Here is a 14,892-nt window from a genome sequence, read left to right as displayed (position 1 = left end):
GATGTTTGATACGCGGGTATGGCGCGACCCGGCGGTGGTAGATGGTGACGGGACCGAAGCGCCGACATCCACTGAGCTAGCGGAACATGACCCAAGCCGTTGAAGACTTCTGGTTTTGGCACCGAAACGGACGTACGCCGGCCGAAATCCCGTAGTTCGGCAGCTCCCCCGCTGCTCACTCCCGTTTCATATTGGCCGCCACAACCACCCTGCTCCATTTCTTGACCTCGTCCGAGATCAGTTTGGCGAAGTCGGCGGGCGACCCGCCAAGAGCGGTGCCGCCCAGAGTGGCGAGCCGCGCCTGGAGTTTCGGATCGGCAATGCTGAGATTGACTTCCTTGTTCAGTTTTTCGATGACTTCTTCCGGCGTGCGTTTTGGACCGCCAATGCCGTACCATGCGCTTGCCTCGTAACCGGGCAAGGTTTCGCCCAGAGCTGGAACGTCCGGCAATATTGGCGAGCGCGCCATAGTCGTTACCGCCAAGGCGCGGAAACTGCCGGCCCTGACATATTCGATCGATGAGAGTAGCGGGCCGAAATAGACCTGCGCTTCGCCGCTGAGAAGGGCAGGAAATACTTGCGCGCCCCGATAAGGCACATGAAAGAGATCGACGCCGGCCATCGTTTTGAACATTTCGCCGGCCACGTGGGGCAGAGATCCGATCCCGGCTGACGCCATATTGACCTTGCCGGGATTGGCCTTCGCGTAGGCGATGAACTCCGCGACTGACCTGGCGGCAATCGACGGGTGGACCTCCATGACCAAGGGCACCCGAACGATACCTGCGATCGGCGCGATATCGCGGATGACGTCGAAGCTAAGGTTGAACATTGTCGCATTTATCGCATTTCCTGCGCTGACCAACAGCAGCGTGTAACCGTCCGGAGATGCCCGCACGACCGCCTCAGTTGCGATGTTGCCGGTAGCGCCGCTGCGGTTCTCGATGACAAACGATTGTCCAAGTCGCGCCGACAGCGATTGACCGATCAATCGCGCGACGACGTCGGGCGCTCCGCCGGCGCCAAAGCCTTCGAGCAGGTGCACCGGTCGGGTCGGGTAACTCTGCGCGATAGCAAACCGGGATGATATTGGGAGCGTGGAAGCGGTTACTGCCAGATGCAGGAATTGACGGCGCGGAACTTTCATTTGCGGACTCCCCAAGCTGCTGGGATGCGAAGCCCTGCGGAGCCGCATGGGACCCGCATACACTCAGATGTCAGTTTGATTTTGATGCGCGCCTGCCGACGGCATGAGCGCTGCGGCTAAATAAAAGGGACTTCGGCACGTCCCGCTCGGCAGCTCATGATCAGGCTACATCAGTTGCACGACCGGCGGAAGGCATGAATCAAGAACCGTGTTGCACTCGTTCGTGATTCCGCGGACCAGCACATCCAAATCGGCTTGTGTGATAGCTGGTTGAGAAAGCAGCCGGTTACCGCATGCTGATGCTGGGCTACGCGGTTTTGGCTTCCGCGTACCGCGGCAAACTGGTAAGATTCAGATCGAACCTGCTCACTAGGAAGTCGACGAAGCCGATCACGCCACGCCACTTTACGTGAAGTGATGTGCAATGGTTCCGAAAACCCAGTACGCAAAGAGCGGTGATGTTCGCATCGCCTATCAGGTCGTCGGCGAAGGGCCCTTCGACCTCGTGTTCGTTCCTGGTTTCATTTCGAACCTCGACGCCGCTTGGGAGGAGCCCTATCGTGCGCGGGTTTGGACCCGATTGGCGTCCTTCGCCCGCCTGATCATGTTCGACAAGCGCGGCACCGGACTTTCCGACAGAACGGTTGGTGTGCCAACCCTGGAAGAGCGCATGGACGATGTTCGCGCGGTGATGGATGCCGTGGGCTCGCAACAGGCTGCCCTGTTCGGCATCTCCGAAGGCGGTGCAATGTCAATCTTGTTCGCGGCCACCTACCCGGAGCGCACCCGAGCGTTGGTCCTGTACGGCGCCTATGGCCACTTCCGCTCGTGGGTTTTGCCGCCGGACAAAATCGAAGCCGCTCTGGATCGCATGGAAAAAAATTGGGGGACCGGCGAGAGCCTGCGCTTGTTTGCCCCCAGTGTGGCATCAGATGAGACGTTCAAGCTGTCTTGGGCCCGTTTTGAACGTCTAGGTGCAAGTCCTTCCGCAGTTGTCGCTCTTATGCGAATGAACAGCGAAATCGATGTTCGTCCAATCCTTCCGTCGATACGGGTGCCGACGTTCATTATTCATCGACAAGGGGACGTTCGCGTCAACGTTGAAGCCGGCCGGTTCATGGCCCGGCAAATCCCAAACGCGAAATATCTCGAACTGCCCGGCAGTGATCACATGTTGTGGACTGGCGAAACAGAACGGGTATTGAATGAGGTTGAAGAGTTCCTGACAGGCTCGCGGTCCGCAATCGAATCTGATCGCGTGCTTGCCACCGTTCTGTTCACTGACATTGTAAACTCAACCAAGCGTGCCGAGACAATCGGAGATCGTGCATGGCACGATGTGCTTGATCGGCACAACGCGCTCGTGCGGCGGGAGATTTCGCGACATAAAGGGCATGAGGTGAGGACAATGGGAGACGGCTTCCTGGCAACCTTTGACGGGCCGGCGCGATCAATCCGGTGCGCTCTGGCGATCAATGAAGGCGTTGAAGCTCTTGGGCTGCAGGTAAGGGCTGGCCTTCATACCGGCGAGGTCGAAATGGCCGATGATGATCTGAGCGGCATCGCAGTCCACATTGCATCGCGTGTCGCAACGATGGCAAAGCCCGGACAGGTTCTGGTGTCGAATACAGTCCGTGATCTTGTCGCAGGATCAAACATCAGGTTTCATGACGAAGGTAGTCATTCCCTGAAGGGCCTCACAGAGAACGTCAGATTGTTCGCGGCCGAACGGTAGTGGCACAAAGCGAATTTTCTGAAAAGGAGTTTGTCGGTTGCTTTGGAAGAAGCCTTCCATGCTGCTCTGTCCGATCAGCCGGCTGACGCACAAGCGATCCGCATTGTCATTAAGCTTGTCCGCCCAAATGATTGCTCGTGTGCGACGGCTCCCAAGCAGAAAGACGTCGTCGTTCTGTCTCGGCATCAAGTGACCGTGAGACGTGAGGCGGTTCACATTTGAAAATCGCGAGTGGATTTAAGGCCGACGCAAACCCCGTTTCGGGAGACGAGCGATGCCACTATTCAATAGCCAAATCCATTGGCGGGGAATAGGCACCACGGTGGCGGTCGTGCTTCTCACCTTGCTCGTACTTGCGTTCGTCGTTGTTAGTTACGTGGAATGGTCATCGAACGCTACCGTGGCCGAGTACATGAGCGCGACCAAGACATCGGCATCTGATCCGAATCATTCCAGCGAGTCTCCAGCTCCGATTCAGTCCCCCAAGGGCCGAACGGGCTGCCCCCAGGGTAAGAGACCGCTACCAACTGAACTTATGCCCATGCCGTAATTTGCACTTTCAGACACGACGCAAATTGCGCTCTCCCGCCACCGAACTCCCGTTTTTGGCCCAGAGCCGATCGCGGGATCAGCGGCTATTTCGGTTGCAGGATGCGAAGCTGAAAACGTTTGCGCGGTCTGGCACTGCCTGCCCCCAACCGGACTACACCCAAATCGCTTGTTGACGCCAGCCAATCTCGACCCTTGAATGCTTCCTGAAATCCCTAATGGAGGAATTGCCGCGCCCGTAGATTTCTGCGGCGCTGCCTCGTGAATGGTCGATAGTGACGCTTTCGCCTTCGAAGGTCTAGGTCCGCCCATGCGCATGGAGGTCTTAGCCATGAGAGTTTCTTCAGCGCTTTTCGCCCTTTCGCTGGCGTCGCTCGCTTCGGCGAGCGCGCCTGCACAAAGCCAAGACGGCCCGCCAGCATGGGCCTATCCGGTAAACCCGCCGAATTTTCAACGCGCCGCTGACGACGGCACGATCCGGCGCGTGCCCGACAGTGCCGCCGGTTTTACGCTCACCCAAGTGCGGGATCTGTTCACCGCGCCGGACTGGCATCCCGAAGACCATCCGGCAATGCCAGAGATCGTGGCAAAGGGAAGAAAGCCTGACGTGCTCGCGTGCGGCGTCTGCCACCGGGCAGACGGACCGGGCGGCCCTGAGAATGCCAGCCTGTTTGGTCTTTCCGCGGAATACATCATCCAGCAAACAATGGAGTTCAAGACGGGCTTGCGTACGAATTCGGTGCCCCGCATCGCCACCGACCTGATGATCAAGACGTCCAAAGCCGTCACCGGTCAGGAACTCAAGGAGGCTGCCGACTATTTTGCGTCAATCAAGCCGAGATCGAACATCGCGGTCGTAGAAACCGACACCGTCCCGAAGACACATGTCAGGGACTTGTTCCTGGCCCCGATGGACGGCGGCGAGAACGAGCCCATCGGCCAGCGCATCATCGAAATTCCGGAAAACGTTGAACACTTTGTCAGTCGGGACTCGCGCGCTCGTTTCGTCGCCTACGTCCCGCTTGGCAGCATCCAGAAAGGGCGGGCGTTGGCAGCTACCGGCGATCTCCGCGTCCAGTGCGCCGCATGTCATGGTGCCGACCTCAGAGGGACTGCCGTAGCGCCCGGAATTGCGTCTCGTTCGCCCACATATACGTTCCGTCAGCTTTACGACTTCAAAACGGGCGCGCGGAAGGGCGCCAATAGCGAACTCATGAAACCTGTTGTTGAAAAGCTCAGCATCGACGACATGATCGCGCTGGTCGCCTATACGGCGTCGCTTATGCCTTAATGTTTCCTGGCTGCTCGCAAAGACCGTGAGCCCGATGTCAATGTTCGAGTCGGAGCGCGATCTCATTGAATGTCGGCGCCTCGGCACCTTGCAGACCTCACGCGATCTCCGACCTGAGTCCGGAATGCGCACCGACGCGGAAGGTGGTCGACCACTCTGAAATTTTATGAGTTAATGACCTGAGCCCAGTCTGAGCGGCGATTTGAATTTAAGACAGCTTGCTTGTCCGTCTGTTGATTCACGCAATCCATACTTGCCGCATTGTTGTTGAACCTTCGCGAAGTTCCCGTGACCCACACTAAGGGGCGTTCGGACCACAGTAGGAGGTCCTCATGACGAGGCATCGAACGATTACTGGGTTCGTGGCGGTCGCTCTGCTCGCTGTTGCCGCAACCGCCGCTAACATGAGATCGCACTCGCATTCGACAGACGGCATCGCCGTCTCCGCCAGCACGACTATATTGAAAGGCGTCACGGTTGACGCAAACAAGCTCCCGGCTGCGAGTTTTGACGACCGCTGGTCCGCGATATCAGCTTCGACAGCGGACACGGCCGAGCACAGGCTCGACCTTCGCTAAGTACCGCCGCGATCGGACCACTTGGCGAAATTGTAATGGACCCTTGGTCGTTGGGCGACGCTTTCGCGTGACGGGCGCGGATGCGGCTGCACGCACGACAAGATGATGACGGAGGTACATCCACTGGCAGTCATTCGAAAATCCAACTTTTCGAAGGAGGCAACGATGAACGTGCTGAAAGTTGCAATCGTCGGCCTGTCCCTGATTTCAGCAAATACACTGGTCCGCGCGGACGTCATCACCGACTGGAACAACACCGCCATGGGCGTGATGAAGGCGGTCAACGTGGCCGGTAATCCCTGGACGCGCAGCATGGCCCTGGTGAACGTCTCTATGTCTGACGCAGTCAACTCGGTGCAGAACCGATATTCGCGTTACATGCCAGAGCTTCCAAGTGACCCGAACGCCTCGGCCGAGGGCGCGGCAGCGGCGGCTGCCCGCGAAATTCTCATGCGCCAGTATCCTGGCCAGAAGGCGCGGATCGATGCGGCCTTCGCGGAGACGATGCAAACCATTCCGGACAACTCCGCACGGGCTGCGGGTATTGATTTGGGCGAAAAGGTTGCGGGCGCCATTTTCACCGAACGTCAGAGCGACGCGACAAACATGCCCGACACATACCGCCCGCTCACCACGCCTGGCGTATGGGTCCCGACCACGCCGCCGCTGTTCCCTCAATATGCGACGGCCAAGCCGTGGGGCATGGACAGCGCGAGTCAGTTCCGCCCGGCTCCGCCCCCGGCCCTCAACGGTGCGCTTTACGCGCGCGATTACAACGAAACCAGGGAAATGGGCGGCGTAAAAAGCATGAAGCGGACCGAAGCGCAGTCCGACGCCGTGCGCTTCTGGACGCAGGCCAACCTTGGGCCCGCGTGGTTCCAGGCGGCCAGGCAGGCTTCCGCCCGGCGCAGCCTCCCTGTGGCAGAAAGTGCGCGAGCGTTCGCACTGATGTCCATGGCGCTCGCCAATTGCTTCATTGTCGATTGGGACGCCAAATTCCAATACAATTTTTGGCGGCCGATCACCGCGATCCGCAACGGCGACCAGGACGGCAACGATGCGACTGAACGCGACGCAGGCTGGCAGCCTCTGAACACCACGCCGATGCATCCGGAATACCCGGCGCAGGCGGCGATCAACGCGGGTGCGGCGCGAGGCGTTCTGGAAGCTGTTTTCGGCAACGGGACGGAAAGCTTCACCGCGAGCGATACTTCCGACGCGCGCCTTTCACGCCAATTCACCAGCTTTGCGCAGATGGCCCAGGAGCACAAAGAGGTGCGCATCTGGGGCGGCATTCATTTCCGCAATTCGCTGGAGGTCGGAGAAGCGATGGGTCGCAAGATCGCCGACCATCTCGTGGCAAATTACATCAAGCCGACGCGGTAGGCCCATGTTCGGCGCCATCTCAAGGCGGCTGGTAACCGGCGGCGCGCTGCTGCTCGCCGCCCTCCTTGCCGCTGATGCCGCTGACATCGACGACGATCTGCCCGACCTTACCGACCAGATCGGGCGGATGGCCTCCGAGGTCGCACTCGAGTTGCAGCATGTCTGTCCGCCTGCTTCACCCTCTGACCAGGCAGCCTTCGACCGATGCCGGCGCAGCCTGTTCGGCGACTCCGCGTTGCGGCGCAGCCTCGCACCGAGGCTGCTGTGGGGGCGCCGGAATCAGGACGCCGGGGCAGCGCTCGATAACACCAATCTCACGCAGTTTGCGCCCGACGTGATCGCCGGCCTCTACCTCTCGCTGTTTATGTACAGCGGCGAGTACAGCACCGAATACGTCGAGCGCGAGCGATTGTACCTGATCCGTCTGCGCGCGGGATTCCGCAACCTGTTGCCGCCCGGGCAGTTTCCGTACCCGTTCTGGCACGACGAGGCGAAGTGGAGTGTTTACCAGGCCGCCAATTCGGTTCTGCTCTGGGTCAATCCAAAGACCGCAAAGATCATCATCGGGCAATTTACCGAGCGGGGCAGCGACAGCCCTGTTGTCTCCACGCAACCGGTATGGCCCAGGTTCGACGGCAAATGGATGTGGATGGACAAGGAGGGACACATCCAGCCGCGCGTGACGCTCTTCGACGGCTTGTTCCTGCGAGACAATCCTTATCTGCCAAAGCTCGAGCTCACCTACAGAACACTTGCGCTGCGGATGCGCGACGCGCAATGCGATAACTGTCACGTGCCGAACAACCCCATGCCGATGCGCCGGCTGGTGCTGATGCACACACCGGCCCACGCGGCAGGCGAGATTGCCCGGTTAATGAAGGCCGTGCGTGAGGACAGGATGCCCCTCGACGATACTGGCGCCGAACAGCCGCTCGAGCCCGCGCTCAAACGTGCGCTGCTCGAAAGCGGCGCAGCTTTCGAGGAGTCGGTGAAGGCTGCAAAAGATTGGGAAGCGGCACACCGGGAATTGATCAGTGGTCACCCCTATAGTTCCGCCGGTACTGGCCTGTTTGAACCCTACTGACCCAGGTTGAATTTCGCAGTGGCCGGTTTTGGTCTGGTCCTGATTTGTTCTCAACGTGCCCCCGGGGGCGCGCGAGCTACCTCTTATTCCCGCCCCTCCCAAATTCCCCCGTGGTATGATTTTGCTTGCGTACCTGGTGGACTGAGCCATGCCCATTTGTCGTCTACTGCAAAACATGCCGATGGGGCCTGAGGAAATCAGCCGCTTGACGACGGCCTACGAGCAAGCTTTGCGGACTATCGGCCTCGTTGACCGGAACGATCCGATAGCCGAGATGGTCGCTAAGAAGATAATCGAGATCGGGCAAACTGGCGTGCGTGATCCTGCGGATATTTCGGCTCTGGCGATCAAGGAGCTTGGAGTGCAGTGAGGCCGCCTCAGTTGGCGGCCTTTTTCATTTCGCGGGCCGGAGAGAAGCGGCCCAGCAGGGGGGGTAAGGGCTGAGCTGGGGCCGGCCCGCAGCCGATGCGAGGTCTAGGACTCCGCAAGCTTGATCGTTGAGACCGGCCATCTTCCTTCATGACCTTCGATGGAAATCCGAAGCCCGTGCAATTCATCCAGCCAAACGTTCTCGACCGTGCCTGCCTTTCCGTCGGTAAGCACGACGGCTTTGCCGATCAATTCGGATTGCGCCGCACCGCAGCTTTCGTTCCCTGACTTCTGATCGTGACGCCGTTAGGACGGAAGGGGGGGAAGCAATCGGAGCGCCAAGCCGACGCATTGAGGAACTTGCCGCGCAGAATATCGGGTCATTGGCCCCAAGTTCGGTAGCTTTTGTCCCGGCCAGGCTATGGAAATTCTTGCAATGACCTATGATCGCACCGGCAGTATGACGCTCGGTCGATGGTGAGTACGACCGCGGCATAGTGCTTGCTGCAGTGAGTAGCGTGACGGCCGCGATTGCAGACAAGATCAGATGCGCTCTGGAACCATTTCAGAGAGTGGCCGGTTAGTCTGTGGGGCCGATGAAGGAACCATCGCCATGAGGATCAAACATCTCGCTGCAATTGCGATAGTTGCCGCTGGTGCTGGACTGGCGGTCCGTTCTGTCGGCTGGCTGCCGCCCGAAAAGCAGTCCACGCCTGTTGCCACCCAATTGGCCACCCTGTTAGCTGAGTCCGTTGATCCGTTTTTGCATCGGTCCGGTGGCTAACGGCCGGCGCAACTAGAAAACGCATTGGCGGCGCTGCCTAAGTTATGGGGCATCGCGCCCGTTCGGCATAGCAATTGGCTCGTCGAACTCTCTGCCAAAGCCCGCGCGACGATACTTAGCGCCTCGTCCGGCAACGAACGCTGCAACGCCTTTGCCTCACATCCCGTGCGCTCGCATCCATACGTCACGTTCCTCGTTCTGTCGGATTGGACGCCAGAATAGTTCCGCTGCTTCTGCCTACGCCGCAACGTCGCGTCTGGTATTTCCAATATTGACACCTTACGGACATTGCCGGTTCGGCTGGCGATGTGCGGAATGCTTCGTACAGCGAAGCGGCGAAACTAACTTTCGTGTCAGAAACTGTCGCCGTTTTCATTTGAAATCATGGATCATTTGGCTCTCCTGGCCGTCTTCTTCTTGCGACGGTATTCGTCGCTGCAATTCAACCACGGAGGAATTGGGATGAACAACAAGATCCTTAATGGCCTCATCGCGGGTGCGATGGCTGCGACGCTTGCCCTGGCGTCACCGGTGCTCGCTCGCGGCGGTGGTGGCGGGGGCGGGCACGGCGGCGGCGGCATGGGAGGTGGAATGCATGGCGGCGGAATGGGAGGCGGAATGCGTGCCGGCGGCATGGGAGGAGGAATGCATGTCGGCGGCATGAGTGGAGGCCCGCGTTTCAGCGGCGGCGGCAGCCATTTCGTCGGCTCGCGTTTTGCGCATGCTGGATTCTCGCCTCGGTTTTCAAGCTTCGCGTTCCGACACCACGGCCACTTTATCCATCACCGCCACCATCGCTTTGCGTTCATTGGCGCGCCCTTCGCCTACGCCGCCTACGACAGCTGCTGGCGCAGGACGTGGACGCCATACGGACTGCGATGGGTCAACGTCTGTGGCGACTACGGCTACTACTGAAGCGTATCGCGATTGAGGCAATGCCGCTGCCTTATTGAACTGGTGAGTCGCCGAAGCGACATCTAGCGCCTCGGCGGTCGTACCGGGTCCCAGCGCGTCCGTGCCGTCCGTGCGCAAGGATCCGGACATGGTGATGGTCGCCACTGGCGGATGTTTCCGGAAAAGGGATCCGGTTCGGCGGGTGGCGGCCGTCACCTTGTTCATGCGACCTTCAGATTACATAAGCGAGTTTCCAGCGTGCAGGGCCGGCCGTTCGGAGACGGAAGACCATGACGGGAAGTCACCGCCGCATTCTGGTCGTTGAGGATGATCCGGAAACCGCCGGTCAGCTCGTGGAGTCGCTCACGACCAGCGGATACACGGTGGATCTGGCCACCAACGGCAACGACGCGCTGAGCCGCGGCGCCGCCGGCGACTATGCCGTCATCACGATTGACCGCATGCTGCCCGACATCGACGGCATCGCCGTCATGCGTCAGTTGCGCGACGACGGCGTCGCCGCACCCGTCCTGATCGTCAGTGCACTCGGAGAAGTCGACGATCGGGTGCGCGGCTTGCGCGCCGGCGGCGATGACTATCTGGTCAAGCCTTTTTCGTTCCTCGAACTCCTGGCCCGCGTCGAGGCGCTTGGCCGGCGCAGCGACACCATTGTCAAGGAAACCATCTTGCGTGTCGGCGATCTCGCGCTCGACCTGGTGTCGCGGACCGCCAGCCGGCGCGGCAAGGACATTTTCCTTTTGCCCCGGGAGTTCCAGCTTCTCGAGTATCTGGTCCGCAACGAAGGCCGCGTCGTATCCCGGGCAATGCTGCTGCAGCACGTCTGGGACCTTCATTTCGATCCCTCCACAAATATCATCGACGTCTATGTCGGGCGCGTGCGTCGCAAGGTCGACGGCCAGCAGGCCTATCCGCTGATCCATACGGTTCGCGGTGTCGGGTACTCTCTCCGTGCTCCTGGCTAAGACGCTTACGTCATCGACCTTCAAGCAGGCGCTGATCGCGATCGGGACGTTCGGCATGATCGTGTCGGCGCTTTTCTACTATGTCTACCTGTCCACCTCCTCCTATGTGCGCAGCCGGTCGGATCGCGGCATCATGACGGAGTATTCGAGCCTGCAGGGCGCATATGAACGGTCGGGGCGCGATGGGCTGATCGCGGAAATTCAACAACGCATCGCCGACGGCAAATTTGCAGACAATGTCTATATGTTGGCCGCCCCCTCATTGGCAGTGCTGGCCGGCAATCTCAGGGAATGGCCACCGACAGCCACCGCAGCCCACGGATGGATAGAGTTTCGCGCGAACGAGGCGTTGCCCAACGCGGCAAACCGGCCGCTGCTGCGGGCGATGCTCCAGACATTTCCAAGTGGCGACCGTCTGCTGGTGGGAAGGGATATCAGCGACCTCGACAGCTTCGCTGACCAGATCAAGACGGCCATGATCTCGGTCGCCGCATTGCTGTTTGTGATTGCGGGGGTAGCGAGCATCCTCGTGACGCGCCGAACCGTGGGGCGGATTGAATCGATCAACGCCGCCAGCCGGGCAATCATGCAGAGCGGCCTGGATCAGCGTATCCCGCTCCGCGGCACCCATGACGAATGGGACCGCGTTGCGGAGAACCTCAACCTGATGCTGGACCGCATCGAAACATTGATGGGAGAAGTCAAGCAGGTGAGCGACAATGTCGCGCACGACCTCCGCACGCCGCTGACGCGCATGCGCGGACGGCTGGAGAAGGCCTATCACGGCGATCGCATCGGCGAGGACGCGAAGGCGCTGATCGGCGACACGATCGCAGACCTCGATGCCGTCTTGCGGATATTTTCGTCGCTCACGCGGATTGCGCAAATCGAGACCCAGGCACGAAGGGGGGCATTCCGCACCGTGAATCTGGTGGAAATCGCCGGCGAGGTTGTCGAGCTGTACGATGCTGCGGCTGAACAGGAAGGCACCCGCCTCACCGTCGTCGGCGATCGCGAGGTGCTGGTGACCGGCGATCGCGACCTGATCTTCGATGCCATCGCCAATCTCGTGGACAATGCGATCAAGCATGGCCGCGCCGGAGGGCAAGTCGTGGTCACCAACGAAAACATCGATGGCAAGCCGGTCATCTCGATCGCCGATGACGGGCCCGGAATTCCCGCCCACGAATACGAGCAGGTCTTCAAGCGCTTTTACCGGCTCGAACACAGCCGCTACTCCCCGGGGAACGGTCTGGGGCTCAGCCTGGTCGCCGCCGTCGCCCATCTTCACGGCGCGCGGATCGAAATGCTCGATAACTCGCCGGGTCTCACGCTCAAACTCTGGTTTTGCGCGCCGATCGGTAGTCGCGAATAAGGGCCACACCGGCAAGACCCGAACGACTTCGATATTGCGAGGTCGCTTCCGTGCCGCCTTGATTTTTGCACTATTTGAGCAGCAAATGGACCAACATGTAACGCTTTGGGGGACTGGCGATGCCAAAGTCCGGGTTCGCGTTGCTTTTTGTGGGGTTGCTCGGTTCCGTTCTCGGCGGCTGCATGCAAGCAACGCTTGCACCGTCGTCGAATGCCAGTTTGACCCCAAGGGACCGGGAATTGCTCGCCCACCCGCCTTATGCGCAGGCGAGCATTCCGGAGACTTATCGCCGGCATATTGTCGACTACACGCGCAAGGAGCAGCCGGGCACGATCCTGGTCGATACCAACGCGCGATTTCTCTATTACGTCCTGCCGGGCGGCAAGGCGGTCCGCTACGGCGTGACCGTGGGCGAAGAAGCGCTGGCCTGGTCCGGCGTCGCCACGGTTGGCCGCATGGCTGAATGGCCGGATTGGATCCCGACGGCGGAGATCCAGGCTCGGCTCGGCCCCTACCCGAAGCGCATTCCCGGAGGTCCGGCCAATCCGCTCGGCGCGCGGGCGCTCTACCTTTACGAAGGCAACAAGGACACCCTGTACCGCATCCACGGCACCAACCAGCCGGAATATATCGGTCAGGCCATTTCGTCCGGCTGCATCCGCATGACCAACGAAGACGTCATCGATCTCGTGAACCGGGTGAAGCCGGGCGCGGTCGTCGTCGTGCTGCCGCCGGGCCGGAGCGCGTAGGGGCGTGTACTCATAAATCCCGAAACGCCCAAGGACTTGGCGATGTCCGCATTTGCGCACAGAAGCGGACATCTGGGCTGGCCTTCAACACGTTTGCTTTGTGTGCCAACGTCCGACATTCCCGGCAACCCGCTCCCATCGCAGGCTAGGTCCATTCCAGGGAGGTCGGCCGAGGGATAAACGTGACGGTGCAAACGCCAATGCTTCAACTCTTCGGTATGAGCACGTGCCGCAAAATGTGCAAAGCAGAGGTCATGTGGCACAGCCTCCGGCGCTGCGCACGTCACGTGGCGAAACGCCGAAGCGGGCCCGGAAGAGTCGGTTGAAATGCGATATATCCGAAAAGCCGACCTCGAGCGCGATGTCGGAAATTCGCTGCACGCTGCCATGAGGCACGGTTAGCAACGTGAATGCCCGTTGCAGCCGTAGCTCATTCACGAGCCCGGTGAACGACGTTCCCGATGACGCCATCAGGCGCTGCAGATAACGAGGAGAGATGCCCTGGCAATGGGCTGCAGCCTCCAGGCTGAGCTCCGGGTCCTGAAAGTGTGCCGCGATGTGGTCGACGGCGGCGCTGTGGCGCGCAGCAATAACCGCGCTCGCGCTGCTCTCGCCCAAGGGAGCGCGCTCACTGATTGCGAGCGCCACGAGATCGTGAATATGAGTCACGATCGCATCACGTAGCTTAGGGGCGGCTAGAGCGCCCTCTTTCAATGCCGACTTCAGATAAATCATCAGAAGTCGGAGCGCTTCGGTTCGGCGAGAAATCGGCCGCATGGCGAAGTCTTCGACATTCGTCACGCGCGCCGTAAGCGCGTCGCGCGGCACGGCCAGACCAAATTGCAATCCTTCTACATAGGTGACGGTGGCTGGTTCCGAATGCAGAAGCGCGATTGCATCGCCGGCGCGGAACTCGATCTCCTGGCCACGCTGCGATAGCTGACTCCTGCCGGGAGAGCTGACGATTAGGCCGATCGAGTCATCACCATCAACAATGTTCGTTTGCGAACGCTTGAAACGCATGGCCGATCCCTTCCATGCGAGCACGCGCAAACCCTGAAGCGATTGCAGCGTTGCTTCGGCACGAAATGGAACATCCGATGAAGGATCGATATCGACGTGGACTATGCGTCGTCCAAACTCCTCGCGCCACATCGGTGCGCGCATCCGCTCCGCAAGCTCTCGCGTCGAAAATCGAAGCGACATGAAATCGGCTGCACCCGCGGGCATGCGGAATCTCCCAGCCTTGATAAGGTACTCCGATAATCCACCGCCAATATCTGCAATTTGCGATTCGCGCACCGAGCTCCGTTACGAGGTGCGCAGAAGTCCAAGAAGCTACACCGTCCGTCTGTTAGTGTCACTCTTCGCGATCGACGCTGCATGTGAAATGGTTCACGTCGCGGCGAGGAAATTTGGACTAGGTGATTGGCGAAAGTCGTGGTGCAAATATCTCTTTTAAGAGGATATAACCATGATGAAGCTATTTCTGGTTGCTGGCATCACGTTGTGAACATCACCAGCGCAGCGACTTCAAGTACAGCTCTGCTACGCTGTTCTGATCGAACTCAACGATCCGCGCGGGATGCGATCGACTTGCAGCGCATGGATGTCTGATCGTCTGATAGCGAAGTCGCTCCGTACTTTGCGCACGAGATAGCAATCAGATCGCATCAGAAACAGATTCCGCTGGCTCTGTTCAAACTCAGCCGCGGGTGAAATGCCCGACAATGATGGCAGGGGCGTTAGCAGTGATGATCAAGCGAGGGTTCGATCATGCCCGTCATACTCGATCTACTTTACCGGGAATATTGCCGTGCCCGACTCGCCGAGATGCGCAAGCAGCTTCTGATCCCGATTGCCAGCGATGAAACCCCGGGAACGAATTGGGATGCCAGCGATCCTGCCGGCCCCAGCAATCGGGGTGGCGTTTTGGGCGACGACACCGCGACGGAAGGGGCCCAACCA

12 protein-coding genes and 1 pseudogene are annotated in these 14,892 nt (G+C 59.8%); 10 read left to right on the top strand and 3 right to left on the bottom strand.

Translation table 11 applies throughout. The features are described from left to right. Positions 1-175: 175 nt before the first annotated feature. The gene (locus V1293_RS02075; protein ID WP_334506261.1) at positions 176-1,147 is read right to left on the bottom strand and encodes a Bug family tripartite tricarboxylate transporter substrate binding protein; all 972 of its coding nucleotides are present in this window, start codon (positions 1,145-1,147) and stop codon (positions 176-178) included. A 424-nt stretch (positions 1,148-1,571) separates the two neighbouring features. Here V1293_RS02075 and V1293_RS02070 point away from each other — a divergent pair, with 424 nt between their 5' ends. The 5 genes from V1293_RS02070 to V1293_RS02050 all read left to right on the top strand — a co-directional run bounded on the left by V1293_RS02070 (position 1,572) and on the right by V1293_RS02050 (position 8,140). Then, a complete protein-coding gene (locus V1293_RS02070) occupies positions 1,572-2,882 on the top strand; it encodes an adenylate/guanylate cyclase domain-containing protein (RefSeq protein WP_334506259.1) in 1,311 nt (436 codons plus the stop codon). Positions 2,883-3,762: 880 nt separating this feature from the next. After that, a complete protein-coding gene (locus V1293_RS02065; protein WP_334506257.1) occupies positions 3,763-4,722 on the top strand; it encodes a c-type cytochrome in 960 nt (319 codons plus the stop codon). Positions 4,723-5,465: 743 nt separating this feature from the next. Continuing rightward, positions 5,466-6,686 (top strand): vanadium-dependent haloperoxidase, encoded by a 1,221-nt coding sequence (locus V1293_RS02060; protein ID WP_334506255.1) that lies wholly within the window; start codon positions 5,466-5,468, stop codon positions 6,684-6,686. 4 nt (positions 6,687-6,690) lie between these two features. Next, a complete protein-coding gene (locus V1293_RS02055; protein WP_334506253.1) occupies positions 6,691-7,770 on the top strand; it encodes a hypothetical protein in 1,080 nt (359 codons plus the stop codon). A 148-nt stretch (positions 7,771-7,918) separates the two neighbouring features. After that, on the top strand, positions 7,919-8,140 hold the full coding sequence (locus tag V1293_RS02050; RefSeq protein WP_334506251.1) for a hypothetical protein: 222 nt from the start codon (positions 7,919-7,921) through the stop codon (positions 8,138-8,140). A gap of 104 nt (positions 8,141-8,244) precedes the next feature. Here V1293_RS02050 and V1293_RS02045 read toward each other — a convergent pair. After that, positions 8,245-8,403 (bottom strand): annotated as a pseudogene (locus V1293_RS02045) (PRC-barrel domain-containing protein); the annotation flags it as partial. Positions 8,404-8,752: 349 nt separating this feature from the next. Between V1293_RS02045 and V1293_RS02040 the strand changes: the two are divergent. The 5 genes from V1293_RS02040 to V1293_RS02020 all read left to right on the top strand — a co-directional run bounded on the left by V1293_RS02040 (position 8,753) and on the right by V1293_RS02020 (position 12,924). Further along, positions 8,753-8,923, top strand: coding sequence for a hypothetical protein (locus tag V1293_RS02040; RefSeq protein WP_334506249.1), 171 nt, complete (start codon positions 8,753-8,755; stop codon positions 8,921-8,923). Between the two features lie 462 nt (positions 8,924-9,385). Next, the gene (locus V1293_RS02035) at positions 9,386-9,838 is read left to right on the top strand and encodes a hypothetical protein (protein WP_334506247.1); all 453 of its coding nucleotides are present in this window, start codon (positions 9,386-9,388) and stop codon (positions 9,836-9,838) included. A gap of 269 nt (positions 9,839-10,107) precedes the next feature. Beyond that, positions 10,108-10,800: a response regulator transcription factor gene (locus tag V1293_RS02030; RefSeq protein ID WP_334506245.1), complete on the top strand. Its 693-nt coding sequence runs from the start codon at positions 10,108-10,110 to the stop codon at positions 10,798-10,800. Continuing rightward, positions 10,787-12,175, top strand: a complete 1,389-nt coding sequence (locus V1293_RS02025) for a sensor histidine kinase (protein ID WP_334506243.1) — start codon at positions 10,787-10,789, stop codon at positions 12,173-12,175. Before V1293_RS02030 ends, V1293_RS02025 begins: the two co-directional genes overlap by 14 nt. 119 nt (positions 12,176-12,294) lie before the next feature. After that, a complete protein-coding gene (locus V1293_RS02020) occupies positions 12,295-12,924 on the top strand; it encodes a L,D-transpeptidase (protein WP_334506241.1) in 630 nt (209 codons plus the stop codon). Between the two features lie 252 nt (positions 12,925-13,176). On the opposite strand, the gene V1293_RS02015 is transcribed toward V1293_RS02020, so the two are convergent. Then, entirely contained in the window at positions 13,177-14,154 is a 978-nt protein-coding gene (locus tag V1293_RS02015) for a helix-turn-helix domain-containing protein (protein ID WP_334506239.1), read from the bottom strand. Positions 14,155-14,892 lie beyond the last annotated feature (738 nt).

Origin of the sequence: Bradyrhizobium sp. AZCC 1693 (genome assembly GCF_036924745.1) — a bacterium.
GTDB lineage: Bacteria > Pseudomonadota > Alphaproteobacteria > Rhizobiales > Xanthobacteraceae > Bradyrhizobium.
This window is presented reverse-complemented; position numbering and strand designations above follow the sequence as displayed.

Bases quoted from the DNA above. Each gene is read 5' to 3' on its own strand.
- V1293_RS02075 (WP_334506261.1), bottom strand. From the start codon at position 1,147: ATGAAAGTTCCGCGCCGTCAATTCCTGCATCTGGCAGTAACCGCTTCC.
- V1293_RS02070 (WP_334506259.1), top strand. From the start codon at position 1,572: ATGGTTCCGAAAACCCAGTACGCAAAGAGCGGTGATGTTCGCATCGCC.
- V1293_RS02065 (WP_334506257.1), top strand. From the start codon at position 3,763: ATGAGAGTTTCTTCAGCGCTTTTCGCCCTTTCGCTGGCGTCGCTCGCT.
- V1293_RS02060 (WP_334506255.1), top strand. From the start codon at position 5,466: ATGAACGTGCTGAAAGTTGCAATCGTCGGCCTGTCCCTGATTTCAGCA.
- V1293_RS02055 (WP_334506253.1), top strand. From the start codon at position 6,691: ATGTTCGGCGCCATCTCAAGGCGGCTGGTAACCGGCGGCGCGCTGCTG.
- V1293_RS02050 (WP_334506251.1), top strand. From the start codon at position 7,919: ATGCCCATTTGTCGTCTACTGCAAAACATGCCGATGGGGCCTGAGGAA.
- V1293_RS02040 (WP_334506249.1), top strand. From the start codon at position 8,753: ATGAGGATCAAACATCTCGCTGCAATTGCGATAGTTGCCGCTGGTGCT.
- V1293_RS02035 (WP_334506247.1), top strand. From the start codon at position 9,386: ATGAACAACAAGATCCTTAATGGCCTCATCGCGGGTGCGATGGCTGCG.
- V1293_RS02030 (WP_334506245.1), top strand. From the start codon at position 10,108: ATGACGGGAAGTCACCGCCGCATTCTGGTCGTTGAGGATGATCCGGAA.
- V1293_RS02020 (WP_334506241.1), top strand. From the start codon at position 12,295: ATGCCAAAGTCCGGGTTCGCGTTGCTTTTTGTGGGGTTGCTCGGTTCC.
- V1293_RS02015 (WP_334506239.1), bottom strand. From the start codon at position 14,154: ATGCCCGCGGGTGCAGCCGATTTCATGTCGCTTCGATTTTCGACGCGA.